Origin of the sequence: Pseudoselenomonas ruminantium, from assembly GCF_900113715.1 — a bacterium.
GTDB lineage: Bacteria > Bacillota > Negativicutes > Selenomonadales > Selenomonadaceae > Selenomonas_A > Selenomonas_A caprae.
The window spans coordinates 20,534-39,024 of record NZ_FOQK01000018.1; the positions used below are offsets into that span (position 1 = coordinate 20,534).

Annotated in this window: 1 protein-coding gene; it reads left to right on the forward strand. The window is 49.9% G+C overall.

From position 1 onward, the window contains the following. The first annotated feature begins 41 nt into the window (after nucleotides 1-41). Nucleotides 42-18,476: a hypothetical protein gene (locus BM181_RS10045; protein WP_075444574.1), complete on the forward strand. Its 18,435-nt coding sequence runs from the start codon at nucleotides 42-44 to the stop codon at nucleotides 18,474-18,476. Nucleotides 18,477-18,491 lie beyond the last annotated feature (15 nt).

The following is an 18,491-nucleotide window of genomic DNA, read 5'->3' on the forward strand; positions in this document are numbered from 1 at the left end:
GATAGCAAACAATATCGACACCGAGAAAGTGGGTGCTTATTATGACATACGGATATAAAGTAAAAAAGACGGGTAGCGATTGGCAGCTTTATGATGAGACTGCAACGAAGTGGATGCCAAGACGGGAGCGCAGAAAAGCCACGGCCAAAGCCCGCCAGCGGGAGCAGCAGCGGCTGTTGGCCTCGCTGTCTATGGCTGCGGGTATTTTTGCCTATCCTTATGGCCTTAGCGAAGCTGCTATTGTGGATAGTGAGGATAAGACGCTGAGTGCTTCGGGTAAGGTATATAATATCAATCCGCAGCATGAGAGTGGCGATTTTGCTTATAACCGCTTTAAAACATTCAATTTGGAGCAGGGCTATATTGCCAATCTCAAGTTTGGCAGTGCGTCTATGCTGGCTAATCTTGTGCGTGATAGAATAACCATCAATGGTATTGTCAATGCTGTGCGTAACAATAATATTGACGGTCATCTTTTGTTCCTGAGTCCTAACGGAATCGCTGTGGGCGCTACTGGTGTCATCAATGCGGGACAATTTACGGGTGTTGTGCCGGCACAAACGGATTTTGACAAGCTGTACAATTCGGCAAATCCGGCTGTGGATATCACAAAGACGGCTATTGAAAAACTTAGGGATGGTTCCTTTGCTAAGGGGGGGACCATCGATATCAGCGGGCAGATCAACACGCATAGTGGTGTCATACTTGGTGCGGGAATCATTAACCTCAAGGATGGGGCGAAAATAGATAGCACAAAAAATCTGAATTTTACCAATTTGGTAAATATCAATGGTGGAGCAAGTGCTGGGCTGGGTAGCTTGACGGCGGTTGCAGGTTCAGGTGGCGACATTATCCTGAAAGCAAAACAGGAGTCTGTGGTTAAGGATACGAACGAAGCGAATCCTATCCGTTGGAGTGACCGCTCCACGGATATTACTGCTGCTATAAATATTGGCAAAGACGAGATAGCTAAAGGGGTGGCTGTTGCCAGCAGTGACGGGGCGGTAAGGCTTACTGCAGAAAGCAGCAGCACTTATGAAGACAGCACCCCGATGACCCTGACGGATACTCTGAAAGGCATTGTTCTTGGGGATGACAGCAAAATGCTGAATGGGCTGACAGACAAGCTGGCTGGCAAAGAAGCTGGCGCGAACAAGTATCTCTTTGTCAACTATTCCAGCAAGAAGAATAAGGCATCTGTCAACATTGGGGAAAACAGTGCCATTACAGGCAAAAATATCGATATTGCTGCCACTTCCAAGGTGGAGATAAAGCAGACTATTACGGTGCCTGCGGGAGAGAATAAAAAAGACAGCGAAGGCAATACGGTGCCAAATGGCGCCAAAGCGGTAGCTGCCGTTGCTGTTTCCCGTGTTTACAATACGGCTGATGTCGTTATTGATGGCAATCTGACGGCGAAAAATGCGGATACGGATGGCAATGCCATAAAGATTGCGGCCAATGCTGATACGAAAGCGGCTATTTCTGCTACTGGCAAGGGCAGCGATGCTAATGCTGTGGCGGTAGGTGTGGCAGTCTTGACGGGGGATACCAAGTCCAAAGTAGCGGTGAATGCTCCAGCAAATGCAGAGGCGCTTTCGGCAAAAAAGGGGAAGGCGTCTATCGAGGCTATTACCAATAGTGATGTCAACATCAATGTGGGTGCCGAGGGAAATACGAGCTATGTGGTTTCCAGTGTGGGCGTGGCCAATTACGATACCAGCGCCGATGTGACGATGGACCGCTCCCTTACGGCAGGCGCCGTGAATATCAAAGCGGAAAACGGCGTTACCGGACTGAAGATGACTGTAGACAATACCGTGAAGGCACCTTCGGAAGGCAATAAGGGGAAAGATACTGCTGTGGCGAGTGATAAGGATAAGCAGGATGATGAGGCTGCGGCAACGGCAGAGAAAAACAAACCGGATTCGGAGAAGTCTGAGGACGAGAAAAAAAGTGAGAAAAAATCTGGCGATCCGGCAAAGGTAATCAAGGATGCTTCGGTAGATCCAGCGAAAGATGAAAAGACGAAAGACGCTGCCGGGACGGACGGCAAAGGCGGTGTCAAGGATGTCAAAGACAAGTTGGAAGGAACGAATGAAGGCGGCAATAATGCAGCGAAAACTTCGGCCTTTGGCTTGGGGGCCAGCGTAGGCGTTGTGGCCAATCAAAACGATGTCAATGTAACCTTGGGGAAGAATGCTGTCATTACCGCTGCTAAGCAGGATGGGGCAGCAACGGCGGACGGTTCTGTCAATGTTGCGGCTAAAACTTTACTGACTGCATCCACCGGCAAGGAGGATAGCCTGCAGTTTACGGTAAAGAATGCCCAGGCTAACTCAGCTAAAGTAGAGATTGGTGCTGCTGTATTGGTCAGCAATGTAAAGAATAATGCAAAAATTTTGCTTGACAACGAAGGGGATAAGTCTGCCCAAATCAAGGGCAGCGGCACAGTAAAGCTGGATGCCCAGGCAGGCATGGGAAAATATAAGAAGACAGAAGACAAGGTGGAAACGAGCGTCCTTTCCTACACGGTTAATACGGAGGGGGCAGCGGACAAAGATAGATCGGCTACGGCAATACTCGAAGGTTCTGTGGGCATTAATACCCAAAAGAACGATGCTGTTGTACTTTTGGGGCAAAAAAGCAAGATCGAAGGGACGGAGGTAAGTCTGTCTGCAGATGCAGTGACCAACGTCAAGGGCAGCTATGGTGCAAAAGAAGAAAACAGCAAAGTTGGAATCGGCGCGACTGTAGGCCTGCAGAATATCCGTGGCAATAGCCTGCTCATGGCCGGAAAAGGCGTAGAAATTACAGGAACGAAGTCTGTAAGTATGACAGCAGACAATTCCTTCGATGCGAAGAATGAAGTCAAAAATGCCGGCAAAGGAGATTCTTTAGGCATCGCGGGCATGGTTGCTTTGAGCTATGGCGATAGCAATAGCATCCTATCGCTCGATGATGAGGTCAAGGTTAAAGCGCCGGAAGGGGTCAACATGACGGCGACCAATGCCACATCTGTGGACAATTCTGCGCGCAGTGAATCGGAAGGTAAGGAAAGCTCCAAGGCATTTGGCATTGGCGTAGGCATCATCAATTATGATGTAAACAATATCGTGCTGGTCAGTGATAATGGCAAGGGGATTCTTGCGCCTTCTGGCAGCACGACGGATGCAGAAAAGGCTGCACAGAAAATCTATCAGGATGCTGCTTTGGCACAAAATATCGCTGGCGAAACGTTTACGGCAAAACTGGGGCAGAAAACGGCTGCAAATGCAGAAAAAGGCAATATCGTTACGGATAGCCTTACGGCGTCTGCAATTACCACTGGCTCGTTGCAGAATGATGCAAAGGCCAAGGTCGTTTCCAAGACTGCTGAAGATAAATCAGAGAATGCAAACAGCCGTAAAGACTCTGAGAAGTGGACACAGTGGTCCAAGAAGGGGAAGGAAGGCGCGGACGACGCCAAGAAGAATACGGAGCAACTGGAGCAGGATAAAGTAGAAGCACAGAATGAAAGTCCTGCACCGCCAGCAGCAGGGGCGGAAACGCCGAAAAATAATGCATCGCAAGCAGCCGGAGAAGCCAGTAAGGCAGCAAATCCGGATGAAACGCCTAAGGATGAAGGTTCGGCACCTGCTGCTGGTTCATCGGCAAGTGCCGGTGCATCTATCGGTATCGAGGGGAGCGCAGCGCTGACTTTTTTGGGCGGGCGAACGGACGCCATTTTGAATCATGTGACAGTGAAGAATGAGACGGCAGAGCAGGCAATTGCTGCTGTAGATACCGTTAAACTTTCTGCGATGGATATCCTCAATACGATGACGACGGGCGGTACGGATATCAAAAATTCCGTGAAATCGGGGAATTCTGCTACCAAGGTTGGTATTGGCGGCACGTTTGCTATGAACAGCGCCAATCGGGATGTGGACTCCATTTTGCGTAATTCCGAATTGCAACAGGTGAAGTCTGTCGCCAATTCGGCTTCCAAAGTGGGGATTGAACTTGCTGCGGGCATGGGAGTTACTGCCTCCAAAGGCAATGGCACCAACGTTTCCGGTGCAGGTGTCGTGTACTACAATAAAGCCAAGCAGGACATCCATGCGCTTATGATCGATAATACGATTACAGCTGCAGAAAACAGTACGATTCTCAATAATGCCGGCAGCACGGACTTCCAGATCGCGGGGGGGCTTGCGGCCAATTCTGCCAGCGGTCAAGGTACGAATGTGGGCGTGGGCGGTGCTGTGGCCATCAGCAATCTGGAAAACAATATGTCCAGTGGCATCATCGGCGGTACCTATGCGAATAAATTCCAGTCGGTAGACGTGACGGCGCAGAAAGGAACCACGCAGATTAATGGGGCATTAGCGGCAACTTTTGCCGGCGGCAAAAGCGGGTATGGCTTTGAGGGCGCCTTTGCTTATGGCAACGTGAAGAATACCACGCGTGCGTATATTTCGGGTGCTGCAGGCGAGGGGCTTAAAGCGGAGACTGTGAATGTCAAGGCAGGCGAGATTCCTCTGCCGGATGCAGAAGATAGTCAGGCGAAAAAGAATAAGGACTTACTGACTGAAAAAGGCATTGATACCACGGGAAAACAATACCTGGATGAAAATGCAGTGACTTCTAATTTGGACGCCAAGGCAACAGGTACTGATGCTGGCAACGCAGCGAATGAGGCGGCTCAGGATGAAAACGATGCCAAGGCAGAATTGGGGCAGAACAAGAATCTCATTATCAGTGCTGCAGTTGCTGGTGGCTGGAATGGCAAAGCCGGTGTGGGTGCAGGTATTTCCTACAACTATGTGAAGAACGATATCGCGGCTGATATCAAGGATTCGGTCATTCACGCCGGTAATCTGAGTGGCGAAGCAGCCAGTGATTCCGTGATCGTTTCCGTAGGTGCAGGTGTTGCCATTGGCGGCAAATCGTTCAATGGAGCGGGGTCCGGCAGCTGGAACGACCTGAAAAACGATACCAAGGTTACGTTTGCCAACAATACCATCACAGGAAAAACGATTACGGAAAAAGCGGCTAATTCTGCATCTATCATCAATGTTGCGGGCGAAGTAGCAGGTGGTCAAGGATCTGCTTTAGGGCTGAGCCTTGCATACAATTCGCTGAACAATACCACGGGTACCTATTTACAGGGCAATGCTATCACGCTGGATAAAGAGGTGGATAATGCGATTATCCTTGAGGCAAGCAACACGGGCAAAGCACTGGCCGTTGCAGCCGGGGTACAGGTGAGTGCAACGAGTTCGGGCCTTGTAGGGGCTTCTGGGACGGTGGCCATCAATAAGGGCACGAACAGCACGGAAAGTGTCATTGACGGTAAGAAGGAAGGTAATACGTTTACCAATACCAAGCTGGATAATGTGAAAAATCTTTCCGTCAAGGCAACGGATGTAACGAAAAAGACCACTGTAGCCGGCGGTGTATCGGCAGGTGGCACGAAAGTTGGCATTGGCGGCTCTGTAGCTTATACGGCAATTGGCAACTCGGACAACAAGGAAAAACTGCGGGCAGAAATCAACCATGCGGATATTACAACCAGTGTGGATGGGAATATTCAAGTTTCTGCCGCAGATAGCAAGACGGATGGAGCTAATCTGGATAAATCCCGTATTACCACTGTGGGGGCGGGCATTGGCGTGGCCTGGGGCAAGAACTTACTCAACCTTCAGGGCGCAGCCGCTGTTTCGGATCTCTACAAGGATACCCATGCGGCCATCAATAATACGAATATCAACCCGCAGAATTCTGACGCGCATCCTGAGATTCGCGTTGAAGCGGATTCCAAGGGGAAAATCAATACGGTAGGTGCCGTGGGCGATATCAATGTAACAGGTACGGTAACAGGTGCAGCAGGGATTGCCATCAATCGCCTGAATCAGGATATTACGGCAGAAATGGCTACGGATACGGGCAAGATAACTACGGTGAACGCCGGACTTACGCAGGTGCGGGCAACTGGCGACAGCGATATCCATTCGGTAGGAGTAGGTGGTGCTGTATCCGTTGCTGGACAGGTCGCTGTTGCTGGTTCTGGCAGTTACAACTATCAGGGCAATAATGTCAATGCACTGGTCAAAAATCAGAAACTCGCGGCTAATAGCAGTGTGGGCGTAGTAGCGCGCAGTGATGACCGTATTTATAACTTTGCTGGAGGCTTTTCAATCGGCATCAACAGCAAGGCGGCTATTGGTGCGGCGGTATCTATCAACAAAATTACAGGCAATACGAATGCGCTGGTACAGGGTGGCTCAATTACAGCGGCCAATACCGGTTCTATTAAGGTTACCCGTCCGCAGGATGGTAAGTTATTTACCACGGATACGTTGGCTCTTACCACGGATAGTGACAAATTGAGTGCTAGCCGCGAAGAGAAAGACAAAACAGGTATTGTGGTGGATAGCTCGGCTACGCATACCCTTATCTCGCAAATGGCTTCTGGTGGTGTAGCAGCTTCCTCCAGCGTGGGTGTGGGGCTTGCGGGTACCGTGAATCTCAATACGGTCAAAGGGGATACTGCGGCCAAAATAGAGAATACCGCAATCAACGCCAACGTGGAAGATAGCAATGATCTTTCTGATGTGAATGTGAATGCTTTGGATTATACAAACTTTGGCACCTTCACGGGGACTCCGTCTGTGGGAGCAGCGGCAACTGCAGGTGTCTCCGTTGGTGTATCCGCTACCTGGGAAACCTTTGACCGCAAGACGACAGCAGCACTATCTTCGGCTAGTGCTGCTGACCGGAAGACGGTCAAGGCCAAAGACCTGACGGTAAATGCCGTGACCAAGCATGGTTCTTCGAATTTGTCCTTTGCGGCAGCTGTGGGGGCAGCGGCGACAGCGGGCGTAGCTTCTGGTGACAGCATTGTCCGTCGTAATAACACCAGTGAAACGACAGCATTGCTCAAAAATACGAATGTGACCTTTGCGGGAAAGGCCGACATCTTGGCCCAGCATCTGGCCAACAGCCGCAGCAAGAATATTTCGGTAAGTGCTTCTGGCGGGTACGCTGCCGTGGCGGCTGGAGCCGGTGTGTCCGTCATGGATGATAGTTCCAAGGTTAAAGCAGATGTGGCAGACAGCGATTTGAAGGAAACGCAGAAAGCCACGGGTGACAGTGATAAGAAGACGATATCCGTACAGGCTAAGAATGAGAATAATTGGAATAATACGCTGGTTACGGCCAGTGCCGCCATTGGTATCGGTGCGGCTTTGGCGGGGAATGTAGGCATCAACAACACCACGAGCGAAACTGCGGCTACGGTATCCGGCAACAGCCATCTGCAAGCGACGGAAGTTTCGGTAAAGGCAGAGGATAAACTCACTGCGGATGCTACGGGTGGTGTGGGCGCAGCCGGTCTGGCTGGCGTCGGTGTATCTGTGGCGCTGAACAATATCAACAGCAGTGTTAGTGCCAATGTCACGGGTGGCACGGTTGAGGCCTCTAAGGATGTGCAAGTGAGTGCGGAAGAAGTGCGCAAATTTGCCAGCAGTGTAACAGGCGTAGCTGCTGGTGGTCTGGGGGTAGGCGTCAACGTGGCGGTCACCTCTGTGAATAAGGGCATTACCGATGCGCAGCTCAGCAATACCAGCGATGAAAATGGCAATTCCACGAATACGGATAAAATTACCAAAGATGAAATCAACATGCATCTGAAAAAGGTGAATGACGCCAAAGGGGCAGTGGGTGTTGACAACGGGCGGTTCTTTGGCCTGTCGGCAGAAGGCAGGGAAGCCCTGGCAGACGCTAAAAATGTGACGGTCAGCCTTGCAACGCCGGATAACAAGAAACAGGGCGTGCATACGACTGTTCAGGAAACGACGCTTACTGCTGATGGTGATGTCAAGGTGTTGGCGCAGGAGAAAAATGATATTTCTGCGCAAAACACGACGGTCACGGTCGGTGGCAGTGCTGTGGGCGTGACGGATGCTATCATCCATACGAACTACGATACGGATGTGACGATTAACGATGCCTCGATTATGGGGAAGAATGTTGCAATCGAAGCCAAACAGGGACAGACGGATAAGGGGGCTGACATCACTGTGACGGCAGTCTCCGTAGGTGCCGGCCTGGGCGTAGGCGTAGGCTATGCTGGTATCGTCAACAAAGGGGCAACGGATATCAATATCGCGGGCAGCACCATCACAGGCAAGGAAAATGTCAATGTCAACGCATTGGACGAAAGCAAGAGCAAGACGCAAATCACCAATGTAGGTGTCTCTGCGCTTAATGTCACCACCACTTTTGCCAGTGTAGAAAATGGGGATAATGTGGGCGTTACATTGGGCGGCACAAATAATATTTCTGCGGCGAACAATATCGTTATTGATGCAAAGAAAGCCAATGCCCTGGAAGCCCATACCCAGGGCGTGGGCGTAGGCGGTGTCAATGTGGCGGTGAACCATGCCACGATTGAGGACAAGGGGACAGCTGCGGCCAAAATCAAGGGTACAGATGGCACGTTTAGTGGGAGTTCCTTCCATCTTGGTGCGACCAACGATACTACGGCCAAACTCAGTGCCGGTAATGTGGCCGTATCCGTTCTGGGGGTAAGCCGCATGCGTGGCAAAGGCGTTATGGACATGGGCGCTGTGGCAGACGTAGCTGGTGGCCGCTTTAACGCGAAAAATGTAGAGTTTACTTCTCTGTTAGGCAATGCCAATGGCCGTACCCTGGAGGGGAATGTCAAGGGGCATAATATTTCTGCGGTAGCAGTAGCGCCGGATGCGGTGGTATTGAATACTACGGTCAATGGCACGGTCAAGGTGGCGAATAGCACCTTTGCTGAAAACACCGATTTGTTGCTTTCAAATGCCGCCTATGTGGATCGCAAGGCCTATATCTATGATGTTACGGCCGGTGCGGTAGCCGTGGGCAATACCAGTGCTGATATCAGCGGTACGGAGACGCTGACCAGCACCCTTGCGGGGAAGAATACCGTTACGAAGCTGAACAGCCTGCAGGTAAAGACGCGCGGTGAAAATACGGGCAAGGCCTTTGCCGATGCGGGTGGCGGCGGTGCCCTGGGCTATGTGGGTGCCCATGTGAGCAATAAATCAACCAATAAAGTCAAGAGCATTATCGGTGGCAAGTGGGATATCGCAGAGAATGCCTATATTCTTGCTACCCAAAATGACGAAACCAGCCTCACGGCCTCCGAAGGTCATGGAGGCGTTATCGGCGTGGGCGGCACTAGCGTGGATAATGTCCTTGATACTGCCACGAATGCTATCGTGGAAAATAACACGGAAATCACTGCCAACCGTATGTATGTCAGTACGACCAATGTTATTACTACCGGGGCTTATGATGATACCAACGGCAATGGAGTAAAAGACGTACAAGCCTATACGCTCAAAGACCATTTCGGCGGTGTTATTTCCGGCAACCGTCTCAGAAGCCTGTTGGATATTACGGAAAAAGGCACGGTCACCATCGGTAAGGGGGCAAAGATTACCACGGATAATCTGCAGGAATTCGTTGCCTCCTCTCAGAACGATCTGGTGAACCATGCACAGGCCAAGGGCGGCGGTGGTGTAGTCGCTACGGATGCTGTCACTGAAAACAAACTGACCATCAGCAATACGGTGGACGTACAGAGCGGCGTGGCGCTCAGTAATGAGAAGGCCGCTTCGACAGAGGACATCCTGCTTGCGGCCTATGACAATCAAAACCTGAATTCCCATGTCGATGCCACCGTGCTGGCCGGTGTGGTCAGTCCGCTGGTTGCCAAGAATCTGACCACCATGAACCGTACGAGTGAGGTTAAGGTTGCCGGTATCATTGAAAGTGGCAACAATGTTGGTCTTTATGCGGGGGCGAACAGAGACGGTGTGCTGTCCAATCTTAAAGTAGACCTCAAGGCTGGTGCCTACAACTATTCCGCTATTCCCATCACGTCCCCCACGGTGGATTATACCATCAAAGCGGACAAGGGGATGGTGAATGTTAGCGGTACTGTGCGCTCTACCCGGGATATCAACGCTACTGCCAGTGGTGGCAGGGAAGATATTGTTACGGATGAGAGCAAATGGGCTTGGGTAAGCGGCGGCACCGGCATCAACAAGAAGTTCCTGTCCTCCAATGCAACGACGGGCAGTGAAAGCAGTGCCGAGATGCGAAAGAGCACGGTAAATGTCACCGGTGCTCTCATTGCAGGGACTGCCAATCCCATCAATGTAACGATCGGTGGCAGTGTGGCTGAAGGTCTGACCATTATGGCAGATGACAACAAGGCCAATGACCGGGTTAAGAATGGGATAACGCAGGGAACCTTTGACTATGCCAATACTTTGGGCGCGCGTTTAGCGGAGCTGAATAAGCTGATTTCTGCCTATGATGGAAACAACTTAAATGCTGAGCAGATGGCAGCATACATCAATGAGCGTAACCGTATCCAGGACGAAATGAAACGCCTGGGGCTGGTGGAGAAGGATGCACAGGGCAATGTGACGTCCTATGTGAATTCGGGCCGTTCGGTTTACTATGTGGAGATTCCGGATATCGCCACCAGTGGCGGTAATATTAACGTGAAGGCCGAAGATTTTATCGGCACAGGAAAACTTCATGCTAATTCTGCGCCCTCCATTACTATCACAAATGCATCGGATGCTTATCTGAAGCTCAACAATATCCTTATGGGAGAGCAGGGAGGCAGCATTAATTATAGCGGCTACGGTGCGTATCTGCAGAATACCGTCATACCTCCGGGAACCGTCGAAGGGAATAAGAAAATCAATGAAATGAATCGCAACGAAAGTGGCGGCAGTGTTGCCAATTTCAGCGAAATCTACGGCAGAACCGATGGTACGGCAGCCGGGCTTTTGGTGCAAAATACCAAAACGTTCAGCGGCGGCAAGGACAGCACAATCAACCTGACCGACGAAAAGAAGCAGCAGATGATACAAGAGGTTAATAATGACAAGGACTTGTCGGCAGAGGCCAAGGCAGATTTGATAGAGCAAATCAATAATAACAGCAGCATCACCTATACTGCCCTCACCGATATGGAAATAAACGGTAAAATCAGTAATTTCTATGGGAATGTGACCATCAGCAACGCCAGCGGGGATATCCGTATTAGCGGCGGCACACAGGCGCGTCCCACGGGTGTATTCGGGAATACGGTCAAGCTTATTGCGGGCAATGGCACCATCGCGCAGGACTATAAGGAAGGCATTGTCAATATCAACGGCGATCCGGAAAAGTACCTGGTGGATTATGCCAATACGATGAAAAATAATCTTGGCTTAAGTACAACGGATACGGATACAAAGAATGCAACTATCGATTATCAGCGTTCCAGCAGTTCTCCTGAGGCTACGGGCTATATTGCCGGACGGGATATCTATGTGTCTGCGGCGAATATCAATGTGAATGGCCTTATCCAGAGTGGCTATAAGACGTATCAGGCAACGGTGCGTCAGACGGATTTGGATGCGGCCAAGGAAAAATCACGTGACCGGGCGGCTATTGTCCAGAACCGCACCATGTTCAAGGTCAATGATGGCGGTGCTAAGTGGAACGATACGGAAAAGGTCTTTTACTATGAAGCACAGGTCTATTGGGATCCTGCCACGAACAAGCTGGTGGTGGAGGATATCGACACCCAGGGTGGCAAGGTCTATCTGACGGGCAAGATTGCCAGCACCGGTGACGGTCGGATCTTGGCGGCAGACGGTGCGGCCGAAATCACGGTGGAGAACCAGACAGCTTTAGATATGAATGTGGGCAATGTACTCAATAATCAGCGGGAAGGCATTATCACCATTGCCGATACGGCGAAAGATACCTGGAACGAGTATAAGCGGGGGCAGACCCGCACCATCACGGGCTATGCCCAGTATTTGTTGGATCATAGGAACGACAATGATCTCTATGCGAGCGCCCAAGTGCAGGCCAATAATGGCCTATCCGTCGGTACACCCATAACTTACAATGTAAAAGAGAATCAGACGTACAGCTGGGTTAACGGCAATAGCGTAGAGACCACGAGAACCTATGAGCACTATGTGCGCAAAGGCATGTGGGGGGCAATCGAGACCGTGAATGAAGATGGTCTGAAGGCTTGGGAGCAAAACTCTAAACCCATTGATACAAACGAAGGAAAGAAATTAGGCCTTCCGGAAGGTGCGGTTATCAATCAGGGAAGCAGCAGTGTCCCGGAAAACGGCAAGCTGCAATTAGATGGGAGCACGCAGGTTCTGAGTTCTACGATTTTCGATCGGACGCACGAAACCTGGAGTTCTGGCTTCCTCGGCTGGTTCAAGCATAGCAGAGACCGGTGGAAAAATGGTACTTCGACGATTCAGCTCTATAACTATACCATCAATGCTTCTCAGCCGATTAACATTGGCCTGATTGGTGCTGAAACGGGCAAAATCGACATCAAGAGCACCAATACAAATGGTGGCAGCATCAATCTGACGGGCAATGTGGCGAACTCGCAAGCAGCAGCTACGCTGTCGGTGAACTCTGCCGCAGGCGGCATTGCGCAGTTTGGCAACACTACCTTAAAGAGTGAAATTGTAAATCTTACGGCGAAGGACGATATCCAGAATATCCATATCGCTTCGTTGGGTCAGGATGGCAACTCGGCAACGGACAATATCCAGCTCACGGCTATTTCGACGAATGCGGGAGATATTGATATCACAGCCACGGGTGGGATAAAGAACAACCAGTCCCTGCCGGGGAACGTGCAGATTATTGCCCTCAAGAGTCAGAAGGGAGATAGTTTCCACAATGATGCGGCTTTAGGCGATGTGACGCTAAATGCGACGGGTACTATTACTCAGATCGATAGCAGCACTACCATTGAAGGCCGGGGAATTAATCTGACCAGCAAGAATGGTGGTATTGGTACGGCAAGTCAGGCGATTAATCTTGCGGCGTCAGATTTGGCCTATGCTACGGATCGCTATGGTGCGCAGGTCAATGCTGATGCCAAGGAAAACATCTATCTGACTGAAGTGGCAGCGGGCGGCTCCATGCGCGTGGGTAAGATTGAATCACGCGAGGGCGATGTGACGTTGACTGTGGCCAGTGGCGGCTTTATAGATGGCCTGCCTGGAGATGACAAAACCGGCTCCAAGGATGCTGTAGATGATATGGTACATCGTTGGATAGATGCTGGCTTGATTGATGGCGAAAAGGACGCAAGTGGAAATTATACGTACGAGGGGGCGTATATAAAAGGACTGAAAAAGAACCGCGATGATTACGTGGCAGACGTGACGGCGGCCTACGCTGGCAAGACTCAAAGTGACTGGCAGGCTGAGTATGCACGGCAAAAGGAAGCCGTAGCGAAAGTTTACAACTCTGCGGATTACAAGAACTACAAAGCCGGCAAAGGTGCCTATGCAGGGCTTACTGAGACGCAAATGGCGGCAAAACTTGCTGCTGACGGTCATCAGAACTATATCACCTATGGGCAGTATGCTTCAGCAGACGCTTATCTGCAGGATACCGCCGCTTACAAGTATTCCCAGTATGCCGACGCAAATGCATATTTGGCGGCAGATACCACCTATAAAGACTTGGTGAATAAGGCAGCCAATCCTACCTTTGAGTGGACGAAGGACATGATGCTCTATGCCGTCAGCGAAAAGCTGGTCAACAAAGACAGCGGCAGCAGTGCGCAGACGGAACGGGCAGCCAATATCCTGGGGAGAAATATCACGCTGAACGCGGCTAGTGGCACCGTGGGGTCCTTTGACGGCACGGCCACCAGAATTACTGTGGACGAGCTGACTGGTGCTGGAGGCACGGACAAGATGAAGCAGCTCTTAAATGTGTCTGCGGCTGATGTTACGGCTAACCGTGATGCAGATGGCAATTTGCTGTCCTTTGATATCAAGGGCAATATGCCCTTGGGCGTGAAAGCCAGCGGTATGCTGAATGTCACAGCGGGCGGCAGTGTCTCTGTGGCGGGGCGCGCCGATGCAGCTGGCGAGCATTCGGCCATCAATGTGGGTAGTATTGCGGCCGGACAGAATGGCAATGTACGCTTGCATTCCGACCAGGGGATCTATAATGCGCAAACGACTGATGCAGCCAATATCATCGGTAAGAATTTGACCCTGGCTGGTGGAAAAGAGAGTATCGGCACGGCTGATAAGCCCCTGACTGTTTCCCTTAACGGGGAACAGGGAGAACTTGCCGAGATACGCGCTGACAAAAATATCTTTATTCGCAACATGAATAATGATAAGTTCCTGAGACTGGGTGCTATGTATGCTGGCGATACGCTTTCGCTGCATAGTGAAAAAGGTTTCTTGATGGGCAGTGCAGGCGGCAATATTGCTGATGCGTACATCAATGCCGGAAAGAAGTTGGAATTCAATACGAATGCGACCACTGGCATTGTCGGTGAGAAGGATAATGCTATCCGCATTTTGAATGACCGGGCAACTGTGAATATTGCGGCAGAGTCTGCGCATATACATGGCTTGGGCAGTCTTATGCTGGGCATTCAGAACGGTACATTGACGTTAGGGAACATTCAGACCCAGGGCGAGTTTACCGCTGTCAGTGAAGGTTCGCTGTCTGTGGGGCGTGAAGTGGAGAAAGACGCCAATGGAAAAGTAAAAAAGGAGGCGGTGGCAGGTGCCATTGCTGCTGGCGGTGATGTGACTCTTGCGGCCAAAGACAGTCTCGAATTAGACGGCAGCGTGAAGGCCGAAGGAAAGAAACTGACACTAAAAGCTGCCAATGGGGCAATCATGCAGACGGGCAAAGGGGCTATTACCGCTGCTGAGGTCAAGACCTTCAACGGTAAATCATTGCTTTTGGAGAATAAGGACAATGCATTTGCCAGCATCGAAGTGGATGGTATTGAAACGACTGCGTCTGTAAAGCCAGACATTGCTGGTAATGTCCGTATCAAGGATAATGCTGACAATCTGTCGGTGGCAATTAAGCGGAACGTGGCAGGTGATATCTCTGTAGGCAATCTTCGTGCGAACGGTACCCTGGCGAATGCAAGCGACCTCACGGCTACGGGGACTATTGCCCTTGGGGTGCAGGGAACATTGTCTCAGGCAGCTGATACCACCATCAAAGCAGGCAAGAAAGTGGAGCTGACTTCGGCAGCGGCAGATATCCAGCAAGCTGCTGATGCAGGTATCAAGGCTAAAGCAGTAACAGCAACCAGTGCCAAGGGTGTGGATCTGCAGGGGACGGGAAATGCATTCCAGGCTATTGCAGTGCAAGGTTCGCAGGCTAATAAGCCAATTATTGGTGATGTTTTGGTCAAAGTGAACACAGACGATTTGGAACTAGCTGTTTCCTCGGCAGTTCAAGGCAATATTGAGGTAGAAAATAGGAAGGCAAATGGCAGCATTGAAGTTCTGTCGGCACTGCAGGCGAAAAATAATGCGGATGCACTTCCCGATAAGGGAAATATATCGTTGACTGCAGGAGCTGATGTGCATATCCATAAGGACATTACCACTGGGCAGATAATGCCTGCGCCGGATAAGACTTTTGTGGTAGACATGCTGTTGAGCGATAAGGCTGCCTATAATTCGCTTACCATTACAGCCGGAGGTGTTGTTCAAGAGGCAAATGGTGTTAAAATCGAGGCGCCGGTGGTGGATACTTACACGGGTAAGGGGGTATCGCTGGAAAGCATCAAGAATCGGTTTGCAATCTTCGTAGCAAATGGTGTAGATGGCAACACGCAAAATATCAATGGCAGTGTCAAGGCTGTGACAAATTATGGCACTGATGGTACGCATAATGGAATCTATGTGGCAGGAGTGAGTGTAAATACCGTCCGAGGAGATGTGGATTTCATCAATTTAGCTGAACATGGCGATGTAAGATTCTTGACGGATAATGAAATACAGGTTCTTGGAGGGAATAATGTACAGACTGCTCCGGGAAGCTTGCGGCTGACTGCTGATAACGACCTAACATTGCTAGGGGATGTATATGCGAACAAGGATATCGTACTTGCAAGTACAGGCGAAGGTTCTATCTATGGCATTGGCAAAATGGATGCGGGAAACGATGTCTTTATGTTGGCTAAGAATGCGATTTACTATATTGGTACCATGACCGCAGGAAATAATATTGATGCAGAAGTATGGAATGCGACTTCGGTAAAAGATGGTAGTGGTATCCATATCGGTACTATGGCGGCTATGCTGGATCGGCCGGCAGATAAAGAAACCGGACTGAAAGCTGGCAAAAATATGAACTTCATTGTGAAGGGCAATGGAGATATCGACTTAGATGGTAAGCTTGTTGCAGAAGCTGGGAAAGTTATGGCTAATGTTTCTGGACAGGGGCATATCGCAATCGGTCAGACAGACGAAAAGAATGAAAAAACAATAATGGCAAAAGAGGATATCCATCTGAGCACAGGTAAAGGCGATATTTCGATTGTCAAGGGAATAGAATCCACGAATGAAAGTATAAAGCTGGAAACGGGCAGGGGAAATATTACTGTAGGCCGTGAAAATGTGCGGGAGGAGGAATCGCTGATAGCAAATAAGAGTGTCAGCATTGGAACAAATACGGGCACGATTACCATCCAGGGGCATGCAATTACGGCATCGGGTGATATCAGCATGAAAGCAGGAAAGGATGTGTATATACAGGGCATTCAGAATAGCAACTTCATTATCAAGGATGATGGCATGATTAATTCTGGTGGTGGCATTAATCTCTATGGACGTAACGGTGATATCTACATTACGGGAAAACTTAACGCCAAGAAGGGCTTGTCAGCCACAATCACCGAACGGGGAAGTGTTGCTTTGGGAACGGATGTAAACGTAACTAAAGATGTAAATATTTCCACGGAAAAAGGCACGATAGATGTAGGTAATACCATCAATTCCATAGAAGGTACAGTCAATCTGACGACTGGGACAGGCGATATCCAGATTGGCAAGGATATCACCGCCGAAAAAGCTATCACGATTTCCAGTCATAAGGGCAATGTCGTTATAGGCAATACGGAAACGGGCGATGATGGTGATGTGTTAGTGAAGAATGGCGATGTGTCCATCAATACCGATAAGGGCAATATTGAAATTGCCAAGACGGTGACAGCACAGACGGGAAGTATCGGTATAGCATCACGGCAGGGCGATATCCTCATTGGCAACAATGGTCCGGATGTGGAAACCGTTACTGCGCAGGAGAATATCAATATCAGCGTGGATGTAGGTCAGGTCAAGGTTTATGGCAAGACATCTACGAAGACAGGCGATATCTCTATGGCTGCTGGGGCCAATAATTATACACCGGGTGCACAGAATTTCATTATCGAGCAGAATGGATTGCTAGAATCCGGACGGGATATCCGTTTGACGGGGCGCAATGGCGATCTACATGTGACGGATGCCATTCAGGCTAAGCGAAATCTGTATACGCAGGTTCATGAGCAAGGCAGCATATTTTTCGATAAAACGGCAACGTTGACAGGTGATGTAACGGTGCACACGGAAAAAGGACAGATAAGTATTGGCGGACAGGTAGATGCCAACCTGGTGGATTTAGCTACTGGAATGGGAAATATAGCTGTTGGCGGCGATATTGCTTCTGATTCGATTGTCAGCATTCAAACGAATACAGGGGATATAAACTTGCAAAATATTATCGCTAAAGACGATATCAAGGTGGCTGCACAGAATGGCAATATTCATGCGAACAATATTATTTCCGGGAAAACCACACATGTAGCGCTGGGAAGTGGCGACCTCTTCCTCAACTTGGCAGAGGGGAAGGCTGTATTGCTGAAAATGGAGAACAATACCGAAGCATCGAAAGTCAATCAGATATTGGCAGTGGCTAGTGGTGGTACGGCTCCGGATGTTACGCTGACAGGTAATTTCATTCAGATTGGCTCCTTAGAGGCTAAGGACGGAGACGCGGCATTTGAACTTTCGGCTATGGGGGCAGGCGGTAAGAAACTTATCGCTGGTAATTTCTACGTAGGAAGCTTGCGCTCCAGCAAGGGAACGCATATGGAAAGTCTCTGGTCAAATCGTGGATACGTTCATGTGGCTGAAGGTGATATTGCTCTTGATGATGTACTGGCTGTGGACAAGATTCATCTGGAAAATGAAAAGACAGATCTGGCGGTCTATGGCCGCACGCCTACCAGAGATGGTGAACAGCTGGTTTACTGGAACAACCTGGAGATGGCTTATAGCAAAGAGAGAGCTTTCCAGCTTTATGCGGACGGAATGCTCAGAACAAGGAAAGCTGTTCTGGTTGATGCTGGCAGGAATTACCGAAAACTTTATGGCGATAACCTCAGTGTAATGGACATGATGCGGGAACGCGAGACTCATGTACATGGCGCATTTACGTTTGACAGCACTTTGCTGACTGCTCCAGCCAAGGCGATGAAGGAAGTGTTCTTTGACATGTCACCCGTAGAAACTGATTTCCAGCAGAAACGGGCTGCTGATGAGGAAATTGTGGTAGACTAAGAAGGGATTAGGAGG

Coding starts and splice junctions, on each gene's coding strand:
- BM181_RS10045 (WP_075444574.1), top strand. CDS start 42: ATGACATACGGATATAAAGTAAAAAAGACGGGTAGCGATTGGCAGCTT.